Origin of the sequence: Paraburkholderia sprentiae WSM5005 (assembly GCF_001865575.2) — a bacterium.
In the GTDB taxonomy this organism is placed as follows: Bacteria; Pseudomonadota; Gammaproteobacteria; order Burkholderiales; family Burkholderiaceae; genus Paraburkholderia; species Paraburkholderia sprentiae.
The window spans coordinates 427886-447041 of record NZ_CP017561.2 but is presented as its reverse complement, the minus strand read 5'-3'; the positions used below and the strand labels follow the sequence as shown (position 1 = coordinate 447041).

Genomic DNA, 19156 nt, shown 5'->3' with positions numbered 1-19156 from the left:
CCCGCGATGAAATACGTCACCGCGAAACGCGCGGGCCTGCTGTCCTGCCATTCGTGCGGGCGCGTCGAACCGCGCATCCGCTCGGTCACGCCGCAGCACTGCAGCCGCTGCGGCGCGCGTCTGCACTCGCGCAACCCCGACAGCGTGATGCGCACGTGGGCGCTGCTGATCGCCGCGGCACTGCTGTATATTCCGGCGAACCTGCTGCCGGTGATGCACACGTCCTCGCTGCTCGGCTCCGAGGACGACACCATCATGAGCGGCGTCGTCTATTTCTGGACCTCCGGCGACTGGCCGCTCGCGATGATCGTGTTCATCGCCAGCATCATGGTGCCGATGCTGAAGCTCTCGGTGCTCGTGCTGCTCACTGTCACCGCGCAGCGCCGCTCGCGCTGGCGTCCGCAACAGCGCACGACGCTGTACCGGATGGTCGAGCGGATCGGCCGCTGGTCGATGCTCGACATCTTCGTCGTCACGCTCACCGTGGCGCTCGTGCGTTTCAAATCGCTGGCCGTGATCACGGCCGGGCCGGGCGCGATCGCGTTCGGCTCGGTCGTGATCCTGACAATGCTGGCGTCCATGCAATTCGATCCACGACTCATCTGGGACCCCGTGCAAAGCAGTACCTCAACACCTCAGGATCTCGACCATGACTAGCCCGCAAGGACCGACGCCCGCTTCCGATGACGCGCCGCGCAACGATTCGAACGGACCCAGACTGCCGCCCCAACTGCCCGACCCCGACATCGAACCGCGCAGCCGCTGGCTGCCGTCGCTCGTCTGGGTGATTCCGCTGATCGCCGCGCTGATCGGTATCGCGCTCGTGATCAAGTCGGTGACCGAGCGCGGGCCGGTGATCACGATCAGCTTTATCAGCGCGGAAGGGCTCGAGCCGGGCAAGACCAAGGTCAAGTACAAGGACGTCGATGTCGGCGCGGTGAAGACGATCACGCTGTCGCAAGATCTGTCGCACGTGCTCGTGCAGGTCCAGCTCACCAAGGAAGGCGGAAAGTTCGCGGTCAAGGACTCGCGCTTCTGGGTGGTGCGTCCGCGCATCGGCGCGAGCGGCGTGTCGGGTCTGACCACGCTGCTGTCGGGCTCGTACATCGGCGCCGACGCGGGCCGCTCGACCGACAGCGAGAGCGATTTCGTCGGCCTCGAAACGCCGCCGCCCATTACCGGCGACCAGAAAGGCCGTCAGTACACGCTGCACGGCGATTCGCTCGGCTCGATCGACATCGGCTCGCCGATCTTCTATCGGCGTGTGCAGGTCGGTCAGGTGGTCGGCTTCTCGCTCGACAAGGACGGCACCGGCGTGACGATGCAGGTGTTCGTGTCCGCGCCGTTCGACCAGTACGTCGGCACCAACACACGCTGGTGGCATGCGAGCGGCGTCGATCTGCGGCTCGATTCGAGCGGCTTCAAGCTGAATACGCAGTCGCTCGCGACGGTGATCGTCGGCGGCCTGTCGTTCCAGTCGCCGCCGGGCCAAAACATGGGCCCGCAGGCGCCGAACAACCAGACGTTTCGCCTCGGCTCGGACGAAGGGGACGCGATGCGCGAACCGGACGGCGTCCCCTTGCGCGTCGTGATGAACTTCAACCAGTCGCTGCGCGGGCTGTCGATCGGCGCGCCGGTCGACTTCCGCGGCATCGTGCTCGGCCAGGTGACCAATATCGGCATCGACTACGACCCCAAGACGCAGAGCTTCACGATGCCGGTCACGATGAACCTGTATCCGGATCGCCTCGGCAAGCGCTTCCGCGAGACCGCGCCGCAGCCGGGCACGCTCGCCGGCCAGAACATGATGCAGGAGCTCGTCAAGCACGGCCTGCGCGGTCAGCTACGCACCGGCAACCTGATTACGAGCCAGCTGTACGTGGCACTCGATATCTTCCCGAAAGCGGCGCCGGCCAAGGTCGATGTGACGAGCGATCCGCTCGAGCTGCCGACCATTCCGAACACGCTCGACGAATTGCAGCTGCAAGTCGCCGATATCGCGAAGAAGCTCGACAAGGTGCCGTTCGACCAGATCGGCGCGAATCTGAACACCGCGCTGAAGAACGCCGACCAGCTGTTCTCGCGTCTCGACAAGGAAGTCGTGCCGCAGGCCCGCGACACGCTGACGGCAGCGAAGCAGACCTTCAGTTCGGCCCAGGCCACCTTGCAGCAGGATTCGCCGATGCAGTCCGACGTTCATCAGGCGTTGCAGGAACTGACGCGCACCTTGCAGTCGCTGAACGCGCTGTCGGACTACCTGGAGCGTCATCCCGAATCGCTGTTGCGCGGTAAAGCAGGAGATAAACCATGATGCTTGTCCGGTTCTCCCGTCCGCCGCGCGCGCTCGTGCGCGGTGCCGTGCGCGGTGTCGTGTACGGCACCGCGCTCGCTGCGGCGCTCGCCATCGCGGCGTGCTCGTCGCCGTCGAGCCGTTTCTATACGCTGGGCGGCGCCGACAGCGCAGCGGCCGGCGCGAACGGCACCGCGCCGGCCGTCGCGCGCACGGGCGCCGCGCCCGCCTGGCTGATCGAAGTCGCGCCGGTCAACGTGCCGCCGCAGGTGGCGAGAAATCAGCTGGTCGTGCAGAGCGGGCCGACTCAGGTGCAGCTGCTCGAACAGGAACGCTGGGCGTCGCTGCCCGGCGATGAAATCCGCCGCGCGCTGTCGACGAATCTCACGCAGCAGCTCGGCACCATCGATGCGTTCGGCACCGCGCGCCCCGACGACGTGGCCGTCTACCGGATCGCGATGAACGTGCAGCGCTTCGAGTCGTGGCCCGGCTCGCATGCGTTGATCGATGCGGTATGGAGCGTGCGGGCCCTGCGCAGCAATGCGGTGATGACCTGTCGCAGTGTGGTCAGCGAGACGGTCGGCGGCGGCTACGACGCGCTCGTCGACGGACATCGGCGCGCGCTCGCGGCAGTGTCGACGCAGATCGCGATAGGGGTGCGCGCAATGGCGGCAGCGGCCGTCGCTACCACGGCCACGACGGGGCGGACTTCGTCTTCGGCCAGAGCGGCCGCCGCCGTGGTCGTGCCGCCCTGCCCTGGCGGGCAAACGGCCGCGGGCGCGGGCGCCTGACAGGCCTGGCTGGCGCGAATCCGGTGCGCGCGTGCACCGAGGTGTCCATACGGGTCGCGCGTCGTGGGCCGAGCGCGCCAATCGCGCCGGCCCGCCGACCCGACCGCGTACAATAGCGCGTTATCCAACGCCTTGCGGCAACCTCAATGTCCTTCGATTTCTTCCTTCCTTGCCCGCGCGGGCTCGAAGCTCCGCTCGCGGCCGAACTCGCCGAAATTGCCGCCGAACATCTGAACGGCGCCGCGTTCACCGCCGGCGCCCAGGTGCCGGGCGGCGTGCATTTCAGCGGCGGCTGGGCCGCCGGCATGGCGGCCAATCTGCACTCGCGTCTCGCGAGCCGCGTGCTGCTGAAAATCGCGCAGCGGCCCTATCGTGGCGAGCAGGACATCTACGCGCTGGCGCTCGAACAGCGCTGGGAACAGTGGTTCTCCGCACACGAGACGCTGCGCGTCGACGTCACCGCGATCAAGTCGCCGCTGCGCAGCCTCGAGTTCGCGACGCTGCGCGTGAAGGACGCGATCTGCGATCGGCTGCGCGAGAAGAGCGGCGCGCGGCCGAACATCGACACCGCCATGCCCGACGTGCGCGTGTTCGCGTTCCTGACCGCAACCGACTGCACGCTATACCTCGATACCTCGGGCGATCCGCTGTTCAAGCGCGGCTGGCGTCTGGACAAGGGCGCGGCACCGCTGCGCGAAAATCTCGCGGCGGGCATCCTGCGACTGACCGGCTGGCAGGCCGGCACGCCGCTTTATGATCCGATGTGCGGCAGCGGCACGTTTCTCGCGGAAGCAGCGCAGGTCGCACTGAAGATCGCGCCGGGCGTCGAGCGGCGCTTCGGCTTCGAAAAGCTCAAACAGTTCGACGCGCGGACCTGGCAAGCGCTGAAGGGCGCCGCGCTCGAAGCGAAAAACGCGGCACGCGGCTCGCGCGGCGCGGATCTGCAGATTTTCGGCAGCGACATCTCCGGCGACATGCTCGAAAAAGCACGCGCGAACCTCGAGCGCGCCGGCTTGCCGGCCATTGCGCTCAAGCAGCTCGACGCGCGTGACATGACGCCGCCGACATCGGCGCCGGGCATTCTCGTCGCGAATCCGCCGTATGGGGAGCGGATCGAAGTGCGCGGCCGCAATGCGCGCGGCGAGCTTCGCGAAGGCCGCGGCAATCGCGACGACGACGGCTTCCGCCGCGTTCAGGAAGAAGCGCCGGACAGCGAATTTTTCCAGTTGCTCGGCAATGCGATGAAGCAGCGCTTTACCGGATGGCATGCGTTTATCCTGACATCGGATCGCAAGCTGCCGGGTCAACTGCGGCTGCGCGAATCGACGAAGACGCCGCTCTTCAACGGCGCGCTCGAATGCCGGCTGTTCCGCTTCGATCTGATTGCGGGCAGCGTGCGGCAGCGTCCGCAGGGCGATACGCCGGCGGCTTGAGGCTGTTTCCAGCGGGCGCCGAAGCGGCGCTCGCCGGCGAAGCGGTCGCTGCTTCCCACCCTACTGCCACCACGCTGTCAGCAGCACCCCCGCACACTCCTTCTCACGCCATCCGGCGCTTGAACGGCCTACCGCCAACCGAAGGAGAATGTCATGTCCACATCGCCCCAACTCGTTGCCTGGTTCGAGATCCCGTCGATCGATTTCGATCGCGCGGTGCGCTTTTACGAAGCCGCGCTCGACGCCCCGCTGAATCGCCAGGAGATCGGCGGCCAGCCGATCGCCGTGTTCAGCTACGAGGAGCCCGCGACCGGCGGCGCGATCGTCCACAATCCGTCGATGCCCCCCGGCGCCAACGGCGTCACCGTCTACCTGAACGCGCTGCCCAACGTCGACGCGGCGCTTGCGCGCATCGAACGTGCGGGCGGCAAGACCGACGGCCCGGTGATCAAGCTGCCGCAGGACATCGGCTATATCGCTTTCTTCACCGATACCGAAGGCAACCGCGTCGGTCTGCATTCGCGCACCAACGGCTAAGCCCGCCCGAAGCCGCCGCGCCCCAACCGAAGGCCGCCATGCGGCGCTATCATCGCGGGACCGTCCCCCTCCTCCTCTACCCGACGCCCACGATGACGCGCCGCGCCGACCGCCTGTTCCAGATCGCCGAACTGCTGCGTGGCCGGCGCCTGACCACCGCGCAGCAACTGGCCGACTGGCTGAATATCTCGCCGCGCACGGTCTATCGCGACGTGCGCGATCTGCAATTGTCAGGGGTGCCGATCGAAGGCGAAGCGGGCATCGGTTATCGGCTGTCGCGCTCGGCGAGTCTGCCGCCGCTCACTTTCACCGCCGACGAACTCGCCGCGCTCGCCGCCGGCGCGCGCATGCTCGAGTCGTGGGGCGGCGCGGGCTTCGCGAGCGGCGCGCGTGGCGCGCTGGCCAAAATCGCATCGGCAATGCCCGCCGACAAGCGCGCGGCGCTCGAACGGCTCGCGGTCTTCGCGCCGTCGTTTCACATCAAGGGGGATTTTTCGACGCAGCTCGATACGCTGCATCGGGCGATCGATACGCGCCAGGTAGTGCGCTTCGCCTACACCGATGCGAACGACGCCGACACCGAGCGCCGCGTCTGGCCGCTCGCGCTCGCGTACTGGGGCGCGCGCTGGACGCTCGGCGCATGGTGCGAACTGCGCGGCGATTTCCGCAACTTCGGGCTGGAGAAGATGCGCGATCTCGAAGTGCTCGAGACTTATCCGGATCAGGAAGGCAGGCGGCTCGCGGATTTACTGCGGCATGTAGACGCGAGGCCGAAAAGATGAGAAGGATCGCGGCGGCGACGCACCGCGATCCTCGGGCCGGTTCAGCGCTAACGATCTAGTCGACCGCCTTCACCATCTCCTCGATCACCTTCTTCGCATCGCCGAACACCATCATCGTCTTGTCCATGTAGAACAGGTCGTTGTCGAGCCCAGCGTAGCCCGCCGCCATCGAGCGCTTGTTGACGATCACCGTGCGCGCCTTGTACGCCTCGATGATCGGCATGCCGGCGATCGGCGACTTCGGATCGTTCTTCGCGGCCGGATTCACCACGTCGTTCGCACCGAGCACCAGCACCACGTCGACCTGGCCGAACTCGCCGTTGATGTCGTCCATTTCGAACACCATGTCGTACGGCACTTCGGCCTCGGCAAGCAGCACGTTCATGTGCCCCGGCATGCGCCCGGCCACCGGGTGAATCGCGTACTTCACCTCGATGCCCTTCTCGACCAGCTTGTCGGTCAGCTCCTTGAGCGCATGCTGCGCGCGCGCCACCGCCAGCCCGTAGCCCGGCACGATCACCACCGATTCGGCGTTGCCGAGCATGAACGACGCGTCGTCGGCCGAACCCGATTTCACCGGACGCTGCTCCGCCGCGCCACCTGCGGCCGCCGCGCCCGGCTCGTTGCCGAAGCCGCCGAGAAGCACGTTGAAGAACGAGCGGTTCATCGCGCGGCACATGATGTACGAGAGGATCGCACCGGATGACCCAACCAGTGAGCCGGCGATGATCAGCATCGGATTGTTCAGCGAGAAGCCGATGCCCGCCGCCGCCCAGCCCGAGTACGAGTTCAGCATCGACACGACGACCGGCATGTCCGCGCCGCCGATCGGAATGATGATCAGCACGCCGAGCACGAACGCGATGATCGTCATGATGATGAACGGCAGCCATGACTGCGTGAGGAAGAACAGGATGCCGAAGCCGAACATCGCGAGCGCGAGCATCAGGTTGATCAGATGCTGGCCGCCGTAGACGACCGGCGCGCCCTGAAACAGGCGGAACCGGTACTTGCCCGACAGCTTGCCGAACGCGATCACCGAGCCCGAGAACGTGATCGCGCCGACGAACGTGCCGATGAACAGCTCGATGCGGTTGCCGTACGGCAGGAAGCCCTCGATCGGCACGTCGGGATCGACGAGGCCGAACGCGGCCGGCTCCGACACCACCGCATAGGCGATGCACACCGCCGCGAGACCGATCAGCGAGTGCATGGCCGCGACCAGTTCGGGCATCCTGGTCATCTCGACGCGCGCGGCGACGAACGCGCCGATCGCGCCGCCGATCACGAGCCCGAACAGCAGCAGGCCGAGACCGAGGCCGAGATTGGAGCCGAGCACCTCGGCCTGGCGCGAGATCAGCGCGAGGGTGGTCAGAATCGCGATCGCCATGCCGACCATGCCGAAGGTATTGCCGACGCGCGCGGTCTTCGGATTCGATAGCCCCTTGAGCGCCTGGATGAAGCAGACCGACGCGACCAGATACAGCAGCGTGACGACGTTCAGGCTCATTTAGGTACCCTCCTTGCCGCCCGCCAGGGGTTTGGATTCCAGCTTCTTCGGTTCCTTCTTCCTGAACATCTCCAGCATGCGCCGGGTGACGAGAAAGCCGCCGAACACGTTGACCGCCGCGAGCGCGACCGCGACCGTGCCGAAGATCTTGCCCGCGCCGCCGACCGTCAGCCCCGCCGCGAGCATCGCCCCGACGATCACGATCGCCGAGATCGCGTTGGTCACGGCCATCAGCGGCGTATGCAGCGCGGGCGTGACGTTCCAGACCACGTGATAGCCGACGTAGATCGCCAGCACGAAGATGATCAGATTGATCACCGTGTGATTGATGACTTCCATCGCCGTTGCCTCCTAGGCGTTGCGCGTGAGCTGGCCGTCGCGGGCCAGCAGCGTGGCCGCGACGATATCGTCCGCGAGATCGATATGCAGCGTGCCTTCCTTCGTGACGATCAGCTTCAGGAAGTCGAGCAGGTTGCGCGCGTACAGCGACGACGCGTCGGCCGGCACCATCGCGGCGAGATTCGTATAGCCGACGATCTGCACGCCATGGCGCACCACCACCTGATCCGCCTCGGTCAGCGGACAGTTGCCACCGCGCCGGCCATCGACCTCGGCGCCGCGGCCGGCCGCGAGGTCGACGATTACGGAGCCCGGTTTCATTGCCTGCACGGTGTCGACCGACAGCAGCGTCGGCGCCGCGCGGCCCGGAATCAGCGCGGTCGAGATCACCACGTCGGCCTGCTTCGCGCGCTCGTGCACGAGCGCCGACTGGCGCGCGAGCCACGACGGCGGCATCGGCCGCGCGTAGCCGCCGACGCCCTGCGCGGCCTCGCGCTCCTCGTCGGTTTCGTAGGGCACGTCGAGAAACTTCGCGCCGAGCGATTCGATCTGCTCCTTGACGGCCGGGCGCACGTCGGACGCCTCCAGCACCGCGCCCAGGCGCTTCGCGGTCGCGATCGCCTGCAGGCCGGCCACGCCCGCGCCCAGAATCAGCACGCGCGCGGCCTTCACGGTGCCGGCCGCGGTCATCAGCATTGGCATGAAGCGGGGATACAGCGTCGCCGCGAGCAGCACCGCCTTGTAACCGGCGATATTCGCCTGCGACGACAGCACGTCGAGGCTCTGCGCGCGCGTCGTGCGCGGCGCGGCTTCGAGCGCGAACGCGGTGACGCCGGCCGCGGCGAGCTTGCCCGCATTGGCGGTGTCGAACGGATCGAGCATGCCGACGAGCGTCGCGCCGCGCCTGAGCAGCGGCAGTTCGGCATCGGTGGGGGATTGGACCTTGAGGACGAGCTCGGCGCCGAACGCGGTGGCGGCATCGACGATGTCCGCGCCCACGTCCGCATAGGCGTGATCGGGAAAGCTCGCGCCGGCGCCCGCGCCGCTCTGCAGCGTGACCCGGTGGCCTTGCGCCACGTACTTCCTGACCGTTTCGGGCGTCGCGGCAACGCGGGTTTCATGCGCGCGCGTCTCGGCTGGCACTCCGATGTGCATCGTTGTTCCTCCTCGACTTCCTGTTGGACGACAGAGCTGCCGACGAGGCTCGCCGGCTTGCACATGCAACGGCTAACGCAGGCCCCACTGTAACCGAAACCGCCACATCGCAAATATCGGGGCCGATGCGAATGCGCGGCGGATGACCAAACTGCTCAATCGGTCGCTGATCCGCCGCGGTCGAGTGCCGCCCGCCGCCCGGCAGCCGGCGCGCATAACCGGTAAAATGCGCACCCATGAAACCGGAAACCTGGCTGCCGCACGTAAGCGTCGCGGCGATCGTCGAGCGTGACGGGCGTTTCCTGCTGGTCGAGGAACACACCGCCGCCGGCCTGCGCCTGAACCAGCCTGCCGGCCACCTCGAGGCGGGCGAAACGCTGCTGGAAGCGGTGATCCGCGAAACGCTCGAGGAAACCGGCCATCCGTTCGCGCCCGAGGCGCTCGTCGGTATGTACATGGCCCACTTCGAGCGGCCGGACCGCGCGGGCATCACCTACCTGCGCTTCACCTATTGCGGCGCGGGCGGCGAGCCCGACCCGGCGAGTTCGCTCGACCCCGACATCGTCCGCACGCTGTGGATGAGCGCCGAAGAGTTGCGCGCATGCCCCGAGCGGCATCGCACGCCCCTCGTGATGCGGTGCATCGACGACTACCTGGCCGGCCGACGTTTCCCGCTCGACTTCGTTCACACGCATTCGGTCGGACCGAAGCGATAAGGCCGTCACGAGCGGCACCCAAGATCCATGCAGTCATGCAGCACCCAGTGAGCACCTTATGAGCAAGCGCAAAGTCGTAGTAGGCATGTCGGGCGGCGTCGATTCGTCGGTCACCGCGTGGCTCCTGAAGGAACAGGGCTACGACGTGGTCGGCCTGTTCATGAAGAACTGGGAAGACGACGACGACAGCGAATACTGCTCGACCCGCCAGGACTGGATCGACGTGGTGTCGGTGGCGGACCTGATCGGCATCGACGTGGAGGCGGTCAACTTCGCGGCCGAGTATAAGGACCGCGTGTTCGCCGAATTCCTGCGCGAGTATTCGGCCGGCCGCACGCCGAACCCGGACGTGCTGTGCAACGCCGAAATCAAGTTCAAGGCGTTCCTCGATCACGCGATGTCGCTCGGCGCGCAAACCATTGCGACCGGCCACTATGCGCGCGTGCGCGAGAATGACGGCCGCTTCGAGCTGCTCAAGGCGCTCGACCATACGAAAGATCAGTCGTACTTCCTGCATCGGCTGAACCAGGCGCAGCTGTCGAAAACGCTGTTCCCGCTCGGCGAAATTCCCAAGACGAAAGTGCGCGAGATCGCCGCGCAGATCGGTTTGCCGAACGCGAAGAAGAAGGATTCGACCGGCATCTGCTTCATCGGCGAGCGACCGTTCCGCGACTTCCTGAACCGCTATCTGCCGACCCGACCCGGCCCGATGAAGACCACCGACGGCAAAACCGTCGGCGAGCACATCGGCCTCGCGTTCTACACGTTCGGCCAGCGCAAGGGCATCGGCCTCGGCGGCAGCAAGGACGGCAGCGGCGAGCCGTGGTTCGCCGCGGGCAAGGACATTCCGACCAATACGCTGTACGTCGCGCAGGGGCACGATCATCCGTGGCTGCTGTGCCATACGCTGTCGGCGGGCAACACGAGCTGGGTCGCGGGCGAGCCGCCGGCCGACGGCTTCGCGTGCGGTGCAAAGACGCGCTACCGGCAGGCCGACGCGCGGTGCACGTTCAACGCGGCGACGACAGGCGGCTCCGGCGAAGGCCTGTTCGAGCTGACCTTCGACGCCGCGCAATGGGCCGTCACGCCGGGGCAATCGGCGGTGCTGTACGACGGCGACGTGTGCCTCGGCGGCGGCATCATCGAACGCGCGATGACGGGGCAGCCGGCCGAGCTGCCGCCGGATCAGGCGCCGAAACAGACACGCGCGCAGCGCCGCAAGCAGGCGCATCAGCCAAAGCAGCCGCCAGCTCCATCGCACGACGAACCGCAAGCCCCGCGGCAGAAAGCGGCGCTGCTCGGCGCGCGTTGATCGGTGCACCACGGCGAGCGCGGCGGGTCGCACCACGCCGACCCGCGCGCTGCACGCCATTCACCTCACACCCACTCGACGCAGTCACATACGCTTCACCTTCGCGTGCGACGCTTGGCCTCCATTCGCAGGCCTTATCTTCGGGCTTCCCCGGTCCGCGCCGCGCCGTGACCCACAGCCAGTTTTCCTTCGCGACGGATACCGCCCGCGCCCCCGCGCAAACGCTCCCGCCGCAATGATCTTCACCGCCCTGGAGTCCCCATGTTTTCTCGACGCTATCTGGCCATCTGGTGCGCAATCGCGCTCACCGCGGGATGTGCCGCGCTCGCCGCGACGCATCGCCTGTCGTGGTTCTGGATCATCGTGCCGGCCGCGCTCGTCGCACTCGGCGTGTTCGACCTGACCCAGCAACGCCACGCGATCCTGCGCAACTACCCGCTGTGGGGCCACCTGCGTTTCGTTTTCGAATTCATCCGCCCCGAGATCCGTCAGTATTTCGTCGAAGACGATACCGACGAGAAGCCGTTCTCGCGTGCGCAACGCAGCATCGTCTATCAGCGCGCGAAGAACGACGTCGACAGCCGGCCGTACGGCACGCGGATCGACGTGAAGGCGGTCGCGCACGAATGGATCAGCCACTCGCTCGCGCCGACCACGCTCGACGGTCACGACTTTCGCATCGTCGTCGGAGCGGATCGCGCGCAGCCCTATTCGATGTCGATCTTCAACGTATCGGCGATGAGCTTCGGCTCGTTGTCGGCCAACGCGATCATGGCGCTGAATCTCGGCGCGAAGAAAGGCAACTTCGCGCACGACACCGGCGAAGGCTCGATGTCGACATATCACCGCGAACATGGCGGCGACATCATCTGGGAGATCGCCTCCGGCTACTTCGGATGCCGTAACGACGACGGCACCTTCAACGCCCAAAAATTCGCCAGGCAGGCCGCCGAACCGCAGGTGAAGATGATCGAGGTGAAGCTGTCGCAAGGCGCGAAGCCCGGCCACGGCGGCGTGCTGCCGGCCGCGAAGATCACGCCCGAAATCGCCGAGACGCGCGGCGTGCCGATGGGCCGCGACTGCATTTCTCCGGCGACGCACTCCGAGTTCTCGACGCCGCGCGAGCTGCTCGAATTCGTCGAGCGGCTGCGCACGCTGTCGGGCGGCAAACCGACTGGCTTCAAGCTGTGCATCGGGCATCCATGGGAATTTTTCGGGATCGCGAAGGCGATGCTGGAAACGGGCATCCTGCCGGACTTCATCGTCGTCGACGGCGCGGAAGGCGGCACCGGCGCGGCGCCGCTCGAATTCACCGATCACGTCGGCGTGCCGTTGCAGGAAGGGCTGCTGCTCGTGCACAACACGCTGGTCGGCATCGGTCTGCGCCAGCGCATCCGCATCGGCGCGAGCGGCAAGATGATCACCGCGTTCGATATCGCGAAGACGCTCGCGATCGGCGCGGATTGGGTCAACGCAGCGCGCGGCTTCATGTTCGCGGTCGGCTGCATCCAGGCGCAGACCTGCCACACCGGCCGTTGCCCGACCGGCGTCGCGACCCAGGATCCGGTGCGCCAGCGCGCGCTCGTCGTGCCCGACAAGGCCGATCGCGTGTTCAACTTCCACCACAACACGCTGCACGCGCTACAGGAAATCATCCAGGCCGCCGGGCTCCGGCATCCGGCGGAACTGCGCGCGCATCACATCGTGCGGCGCGTCTCGTCGCATGAGGTGCGGCTGATGTCCGATCTGCTCAAGTATCTCGAACCGAACGATCTGCTCAACGGTAACTATCGCTATACGTTGTTCGAGACCTACTGGCCGATCGCGCAAAGCGATTCGTTCTCGCCGAAGGCGGAGTTGGCGGCGAGCTGAGCGCGCGCGGAGCCTTGCTGCGCCGCCCGTCGCCAAAAAAGCCGCAGCGCGGCCCGTCTGGCCCGCAAAACGGGCCGCGCACCTTCCTTTCCGTTAAAATCTCGGGTTTAGCACTTCGCTCCACGGCCCCCTCGCGCGCTTAGGCGCACGCGGCACGGCCCCATGCCCGAAAGGCACTTCATGCTCACGTTTCAGCAAATCATCCTGACCTTGCAGTCCTACTGGGACAAGCAGGGCTGCGCGTTGCTCCAGCCGATCGACATGGAAGTCGGCGCGGGCACCTCCCACGTCCACACGTTCCTGCGCGCAATCGGCCCCGAGCCGTGGCGCGCCGCCTACGTGCAGCCGTCGCGCCGCCCGAAGGACGGCCGCTACGGCGAGAACCCGAACCGTCTGCAGCACTACTACCAGTACCAGGTGGTGCTCAAGCCCGCACCGGAAAACATTCTCGACCTGTACCTCGGCTCGCTCGAAGCGCTCGGCTTCGACCTGAAGCAGAACGACGTGCGTTTCGTCGAGGACGACTGGGAAAATCCGACGCTCGGTGCGTGGGGTCTCGGCTGGGAAGTGTGGCTCAACGGCATGGAAGTGACGCAGTTCACGTACTTCCAGCAGGTCGGCGGTCTCGACTGCAAGCCGGTGCTCGGCGAAATCACCTACGGTCTCGAGCGCCTCGCGATGTATCTGCAGAAGGTCGAGAACGTCTACGACCTCGTCTGGACCGAGTGGGAAGAACAAGGCCCGAACGGCCCCGAACTGCGCCGCCTGACCTACGGCGACGTGTATCACCAGAACGAGGTCGAGCAGTCCACGTATAACTTCGAGCACGCGAACGTCGATCTGTTGTTCACCTTCTTCAACAGCTACGAAGCGGAAGCGAAGCGCATGATCGATGCGCAGATCGCGCTGCCCGCCTATGAACTCGTGCTGAAGGCCGGCCACACGTTCAACCTGCTCGACGCGCGCGGCGCGATTTCGGTCACCGAACGCGCGGCGTACATCGGCCGGATTCGCGCGCTGTCGCGTCTGGTCGCGCAGGCCTATTACGACTCGCGCGAAAAGCTCGGCTTCCCGATGCTCGGCAATCCGGTGCACGGCGTGCCCGGCCTCACGACCGACGCGCAGGAAGCCGCGATGCCCGCGTGGGCGCCGCCGCTGAAAGTCGAACGCAAGATCGATCAGGACTGACGAGAACTTCAACCAATGACTCAATCTCAACCCGCAACCCTGCTCGTCGAGCTGCTGACCGAAGAACTGCCGCCGAAGGCGCTCGCGCGTCTCGGCGACGCCTTTGCCGAAGGCATTGCGCAGCGCCTCGCGGCGCGCGACCTGATCGACGGCGAGCCGTCGTTCGAACGATTTGCGACGCCGCGTCGCCTCGCGGTGACGATTCACAACGTGCGCGCGCTCGCGCCGGAAAAACACGTGCGCGAAAAAGTGTTGCCCGTGTCCGTCGCGCTCGACAAAGACGGCCAGCCCACCGCGCCGCTCGCGAAGAAGCTCGCCGCGCTCGGCTTCCCCGACTTCACCGTGAGCGAGCTCGAACGCGCGCCGGACGGCAAGGCCGAAGCGTTCTTCCTGCGCTACGCGGCCCCGGGCGCGACGCTCGCCGATGGCCTGCAAGGCGCGCTCGACGAGACGCTCGCGAAGCTGCCGATCGCAAAGCCGATGACCTATCAGCGTCCGGACGGTTCGAGCGTGCAGTTCGTGCGCCCGGCGCATCGGCTGACCGCGTTGCACGGCGAAGAGATCGTGCCGGTGAGCGCGCTCGGCATCGACGCCGACGACACCACGCTCGGCCACCGCTTCCTGTCCGAAGGCTTCGTGCAGATCCAGCACGCGCAGTCGTATGCCGAAACGCTCGAACACAAGGGCCGCGTGATCGCGAGCTTCGCGAAGCGCAAGCAAGCGATCCGCTCGCAACTGCTCGAGCAGGCCGGTGAAGACGAGGTCGTGATGCCCGAAGCGCTGCTCGACGAGGTCACATCGCTGGTCGAATGGCCGGTCGTCTATGCGTGCCGCTTTGAGGACGAATTCCTGCAAGTGCCGCAGGAATGCCTGATCCTGACGATGCAGACGAATCAGAAGTACTTCGCGCTGACCGATGCGAACGGCAAGCTGCGCTCGCGCTTTCTGATCGTCTCGAACATCGAGACGGCGACGCCGGTCGAGATCGTCGAAGGCAATGAGCGCGTGGTGCGCCCGCGCCTCGCCGACGCGAAGTTCTTCTTCACGCAGGACAAGAAGAAGCCGCTCGCGGCTCGCGTGCCGCTGCTCGCGAACGTGGTCTATCACAACAAGCTCGGCTCGGCGCTGCAACGCGTGGAGCGGCTCGAAGGACTGGCCGGCGCGATCGCGACACTGACCGGCGCCGACGTCGCGCTGGCCAAGCGCGCCGCGCGCCTCGCGAAGGCCGACCTGATCACCGACATGGTCGGCGAATTCCCCGAGCTGCAAGGCACGATGGGCACGTACTACGCGCGCCACGACGGCGAGCCGGAAGAAGTGGCGCTGGCGTGTTCGGAACACTACCTGCCGCGCTTCTCCGGCGACGCTTTGCCCACCACCGCGACCGGCACCGTCGTCGCGCTCGCGGACAAGCTCGAAACGCTGGTCGGCATCTGGGGCATCGGCCTGCAGCCCACCGGCGAGAAAGACCCGTTCGCGCTGCGCCGTCATGCGCTCGGCGTGCTGCGCATTCTGGTCGAGAAGCAGTTGAACGTCGACTTCGTCGAGCTGCTGCGCGCCGCTTATGCGCAATTCGCCAGCGTGCCGAACGTGGCCGATTCGACCGACGCGATCTACGTGTTCAGCATGGATCGCCTGCGCGGCCTGCTGCGTGAACGCGGCTATGCAGCCGGCGAAATCGACGCGGTGCTCGCGCTGAACCCGACGCGGCTCGACGACATCGTCGCGCGCCTCGATGCGGTGCGCGAATTCGCGTCGCTCGCGGAAGCCGCATCGCTAGCGGCGGCCAATAAGCGTATCTCGAACATCCTGAAGAAGTCGGAAGGCGTGACGAACGGCGGCGTGCAGCCCGGATTGCTCACCGAAGCAGCGGAGCAGGCGCTCAACGCGCAGCTCGAACAGGTGACGCCGCGCGTGCAATCGCAACTGGCCGTGCGCGACTACACCGGCGCGCTGACGGCACTGGCCGCGCTGCGCGAGCCGGTCGATAAGTTCTTCAATGACGTGATGGTCAACGCCGAAGACCCGGCGTTGCGCGCGAACCGCCTGGCTCTGCTCGGCGCTCTGCATCAGCAGATGAACTGCGTCGCCGATATTTCCCGACTCGCCGCCTGAGCACCGCGCCATGCCGATCAAGAAAGTGGTGATCCTCGACCGCGACGGCGTGATCAACGCCGACTCCGACGCGTTCATCAAGTCGCCCGACGAATGGGTCGCGCTGCCAGGCGCGCTGGAAGCGATCGCGCGCCTGAACCAGGCGGGCTATCGCGTCGCGATCGCGACGAACCAGTCAGGCATCGGTCGCGGCCTATTCGACATGGACGCGTTGAACGCGATGCATCTCAAGATGCACCGGATGGCGGCAGCGGTCGGCGCGCGCATCGAAGCGGTGTTCTTCTGCCCGCATACGGCGGAAGATCACTGCGAATGCCGTAAACCGAAACCCGGCATGCTGAAGATGATCACCGAGCGTTTCGAGATCGATCCGGCGCATACGCCGACGGTCGGCGATTCGCTGCGCGATCTGCAAGCGGGCGCCGCGCTCGGTCACCCGGTGCATCTGGTGTTGACCGGCAAGGGCCGCAAGACCCTCGCCGCGGGCGGCCTGCCCGAAGGCACGATCGTTCACGACGACCTGCGCGCGTTCGCGCTCGACTTTCTCGCCGACGTTCAGGAATAAACGCGCGCACCGCGCGCTCCCAACCCTCACCGACCACGCCGATGCGCTTTATCCGCTCCCTGCTGCTGCTGATCTATTTCGTTGTGGTCACGGTGCCGTACGCGACCGCGTGCTTCATCGCATTCCCGTTCCTGCGCGCGGAAAACCGCTACTGGATGGCGGCCGGCTGGTGTCGCCTCACGCTGTGGGCCGTGCGCTACCTCAATGGCATCCGCTACCGTATCGAAGGTTTCGAGAACCTGCCCAACGGGCCGGCCGTGCTGCTGTCGAAGCATCAGTCGGCGTGGGAAACGCTCGCGTTTCCGGCGATCATGCCGCGCCCGCTGTGCTACGTGTTCAAGCGCGAGCTTTTGTATGTGCCGTTCTTCGGCTGGGCGCTCGGCATGCTGAAGATGGTTCACATCAACCGCAAGGCAGGCAAATACGCGTTCGTATCGGTCACGAACCAGGGCAAGGCCCGCATGGCCGAAGGCGCATGGGTCATCATGTTTCCGGAAGGCACGCGCACGCCGACCGGCAAGCAGGGCAAGTACAAGACCGGCGGCGCGCGCTTCGCGATCGCGACCGGTGCGCCCGTCGTGCCGATCGCGCACAACGCGGGTCGCGTGTGGCCGCGCAACTCGTTTCTTAAATATCCGGGTATAGTCACGGTGTCGATTGGCAAGCCGATCGACACGACGGGGCTCACGCCCGACGAAGTGAACACGCGCGTCGAACAGTGGATCGAAGCCGAAATGCGCCGCATCGATCCGACTGCCTACAGCGCGGCGGCCAACGGTTCCGCCGCTGCTCCCATCTGACGCGCCACGCCCTCGAAGCCCGAAGGCGTATTGCGCGAAGCGAAGCCGATGCAGAAGTCTCCCACGCCGCACCCCGCCGCGGCGCTCGAAAACCGGCAGCTCGATCTCCCGCTCTTCGCCGAGCCGGGGTCGACGTCGTCGTCTCCTTCGCCTTCCGCGCCGGGTTCACCGGGCTCCGCGCCGGCCCTGCCGCCCACCGCGCGGCTCGCGCCGGACGGCAGCAAGCTGCGCAGTCTCACCATCGGTTCACGCACGCTGCATTACGCGCTCAAGCGTTCCGCCCGCCGCTCGATCGGCTTTGCGATCGACAGCAGCGGTCTCACGATCACCGCGCCGCGCTGGGTCACGCTCGCCGATATCGAAACCGCGATCACCGAAAAACAGCGCTGGATCTTTACGAAGCTGATCGAATGGCAAACGCGCGTCGAGCAGCGCGCGCTGCCGAAGATCGACTGGAAAGACGGCGCTGAAGTGCCTTACCTCGGTCAGCCGGTGCGCGTGACGCTCGGCGCGCCGCAAGGCATGTTGGCGTTCAGCGCCGAACATGGCGCGCTGCAATTGCCGCTGCCGTCGCAAGCCGACCCGCAGCAGATCAAGGATCGTGTACAGGGCTGGCTGCAAGGCGAAGCGAAGCGGCTGTTCGGCGAGCGTCTCGCGATTTACGCGCAAAAGCTCGGCGTCAACTATCGCGCGTATGGGTTGTCTTCGGCGGCGACGCGCTGGGGCAGTTGTTCCAGCGACGGCAAGATCCGCCTGAACTGGCGGCTGATTCACTTTCCGCTGTCGATCATCGATTACGTCGTCGCGCACGAACTGTCACATCTGCGCGAGATGAATCACAGTCCGCGTTTCTGGCAGACGGTCGAATCGATTTTTCCGGAATTCCGCGAGGCGCGGCAGACACTGAAGTCGCATCCGCCGGAGTTGTTGCCGACGCTTTGAAGCCGGGCGCTATCTCTGCGAGAGTGCCTTCGCGGACTGCAAAAGATCGTCGAGCATCGCGCCGCGTCTGTCCGGACTCGTGTCGCGGCCGGTCATGAAACACAGCGCTGCGATCGGCAGGCCGGCGCGATCGCGAATCGGCGCGGCCATGCAAAGCCTGAACGCATTCGAGAGTCCTTCGGTGCAGCAATAGCCCTGTTCTTTGGCGCCCTGCACATCCTTCAGGAAGTCGTCGAATTCGATCTTCACGCCGTTGTCGAGGATGAAATCTTCGGCCGGAATGAGCGCGCGAATCTCGTCGGCGTTCAGGTGACCTAGCAGCAGACGTCCGGTGGCGGTCCATGGAATCGGCACTCTCACGCCGATGTCCGAACTGATGTTGAATGGCCGGGCACTGTTCTCGGACAACACGACCGTGTACTTGTTGCCTTCCAGCATGCACAGCTGCGTGGTCTCGTCGTACTTCCTCACCAATGCGAGAATGGATTGATGCGCGCGGCTGATCAGATCGTTGTGCGTTGCATAGTCGGACCCGTAGTAGTGCATCTCGCGTCCGAAGAACACGCTCCCATCCGCAGCCGTTTCGAGCCAGCCCACCTCCGCGAGAATCGCAACCAGCTCGTAAATGCTCGAACGCGGTGCGCCGGTTGCCTCGATTAACTCGCGCATCGTCAGTGGGCGTTGGGCAATATGCAATTGCCTGAACATCGCGATGACGCGGTCCACGCCTCTCGCCCGTGACGATTCTGTATCAGCCATGCATTCACTCCGTCAAGCGTTCATCCGAGCGGTTGTCTTTCAAGCGGCGC

18 protein-coding genes are annotated in these 19156 nt (G+C 66.0%); 14 read left to right on the top strand and 4 right to left on the bottom strand.

The window, feature by feature from the left end; translation table 11 throughout:
- Positions 1-6: 6 nt before the first annotated feature.
- The 6 genes from BJG93_RS02110 (at position 7) to BJG93_RS02085 (ending at position 5833) form a co-directional block, all read left to right on the top strand.
- Positions 7-657 carry a paraquat-inducible protein A gene (locus BJG93_RS02110; RefSeq protein WP_027196722.1) on the top strand — a complete coding sequence of 217 codons (651 nt, stop codon included), beginning with the start codon at positions 7-9 and terminating at the stop codon, positions 655-657.
- Positions 650-2311 (top strand): PqiB family protein, encoded by a 1662-nt coding sequence (locus BJG93_RS02105; RefSeq protein ID WP_027196721.1) that lies wholly within the window; start codon positions 650-652, stop codon positions 2309-2311. The genes BJG93_RS02110 and BJG93_RS02105 overlap by 8 nt, the downstream gene beginning before the upstream one ends.
- Positions 2308-3081, top strand: a complete 774-nt coding sequence (locus tag BJG93_RS02100; protein ID WP_071336566.1) for a PqiC family protein — start codon at positions 2308-2310, stop codon at positions 3079-3081. Before BJG93_RS02105 ends, BJG93_RS02100 begins: the two co-directional genes overlap by 4 nt.
- A gap of 146 nt (positions 3082-3227) precedes the next feature.
- Entirely contained in the window at positions 3228-4514 is a 1287-nt protein-coding gene (locus tag BJG93_RS02095; protein ID WP_027199714.1) for a THUMP domain-containing class I SAM-dependent RNA methyltransferase, read from the top strand.
- 153 nt (positions 4515-4667) lie between these two features.
- Positions 4668-5051, top strand: coding sequence for a VOC family protein (locus BJG93_RS02090; protein ID WP_027199713.1), 384 nt, complete (start codon positions 4668-4670; stop codon positions 5049-5051).
- Between the two features lie 38 nt (positions 5052-5089).
- Entirely contained in the window at positions 5090-5833 is a 744-nt protein-coding gene (locus tag BJG93_RS02085; protein ID WP_027199712.1) for a helix-turn-helix transcriptional regulator, read from the top strand.
- Between the two features lie 55 nt (positions 5834-5888).
- Here BJG93_RS02085 and BJG93_RS02080 read toward each other — a convergent pair whose 3' ends face one another.
- The 3 genes from BJG93_RS02080 to BJG93_RS02070 are packed head-to-tail and all read right to left on the bottom strand — an operon-like array spanning position 5889 to position 8837.
- Positions 5889-7343, bottom strand: coding sequence for an NAD(P)(+) transhydrogenase (Re/Si-specific) subunit beta (locus BJG93_RS02080; RefSeq protein WP_071336567.1), 1455 nt, complete (start codon positions 7341-7343; stop codon positions 5889-5891).
- Complete coding sequence (locus BJG93_RS02075) at positions 7344-7682, bottom strand: NAD(P) transhydrogenase subunit alpha (RefSeq protein ID WP_027194308.1); 339 nt, start codon at positions 7680-7682, stop codon at positions 7344-7346.
- 12 nt (positions 7683-7694) lie between these two features.
- Positions 7695-8837 (bottom strand): Re/Si-specific NAD(P)(+) transhydrogenase subunit alpha, encoded by a 1143-nt coding sequence (locus BJG93_RS02070; RefSeq protein ID WP_071336568.1) that lies wholly within the window; start codon positions 8835-8837, stop codon positions 7695-7697.
- 236 nt (positions 8838-9073) lie between these two features.
- Between BJG93_RS02070 and BJG93_RS02065 the strand changes: the two genes are divergently transcribed.
- The 8 genes from BJG93_RS02065 (at position 9074) to BJG93_RS02030 (ending at position 18347) form a co-directional block, all read left to right on the top strand.
- Positions 9074-9553, top strand: coding sequence for an NUDIX hydrolase (locus BJG93_RS02065; RefSeq protein ID WP_027199709.1), 480 nt, complete (start codon positions 9074-9076; stop codon positions 9551-9553).
- Positions 9554-9611: 58 nt separating this feature from the next.
- On the top strand, positions 9612-10865 hold the full coding sequence (mnmA, locus tag BJG93_RS02060; RefSeq protein ID WP_027199708.1) for a tRNA 2-thiouridine(34) synthase MnmA: 1254 nt from the start codon (positions 9612-9614) through the stop codon (positions 10863-10865).
- A 261-nt stretch (positions 10866-11126) separates the two neighbouring features.
- Positions 11127-12737, top strand: a complete 1611-nt coding sequence (locus BJG93_RS02055; RefSeq protein WP_027199707.1) for an FMN-binding glutamate synthase family protein — start codon at positions 11127-11129, stop codon at positions 12735-12737.
- 180 nt (positions 12738-12917) lie between these two features.
- Positions 12918-13925, top strand: coding sequence for a glycine--tRNA ligase subunit alpha (gene glyQ / locus BJG93_RS02050; RefSeq protein ID WP_082194688.1), 1008 nt, complete (start codon positions 12918-12920; stop codon positions 13923-13925).
- 15 nt (positions 13926-13940) lie between these two features.
- Positions 13941-16040, top strand: a complete 2100-nt coding sequence (gene glyS, locus BJG93_RS02045; RefSeq protein WP_027199706.1) for a glycine--tRNA ligase subunit beta — start codon at positions 13941-13943, stop codon at positions 16038-16040.
- A gap of 10 nt (positions 16041-16050) precedes the next feature.
- Complete coding sequence (gmhB, locus tag BJG93_RS02040; RefSeq protein ID WP_027199705.1) at positions 16051-16605, top strand: D-glycero-beta-D-manno-heptose 1,7-bisphosphate 7-phosphatase; 555 nt, start codon at positions 16051-16053, stop codon at positions 16603-16605.
- 41 nt (positions 16606-16646) lie between these two features.
- Complete coding sequence (locus BJG93_RS02035) at positions 16647-17405, top strand: lysophospholipid acyltransferase family protein (protein ID WP_027199704.1); 759 nt, start codon at positions 16647-16649, stop codon at positions 17403-17405.
- A gap of 48 nt (positions 17406-17453) precedes the next feature.
- The gene (locus BJG93_RS02030; protein ID WP_027199703.1) at positions 17454-18347 is read left to right on the top strand and encodes a M48 family metallopeptidase; all 894 of its coding nucleotides are present in this window, start codon (positions 17454-17456) and stop codon (positions 18345-18347) included.
- Between the two features lie 9 nt (positions 18348-18356).
- Here the strand turns inward: BJG93_RS02030 and BJG93_RS02025 are convergent, their stop codons facing one another.
- Complete coding sequence (locus BJG93_RS02025) at positions 18357-19106, bottom strand: IclR family transcriptional regulator (RefSeq protein ID WP_027199702.1); 750 nt, start codon at positions 19104-19106, stop codon at positions 18357-18359.
- Positions 19107-19156: the final 50 nt, after the last annotated feature.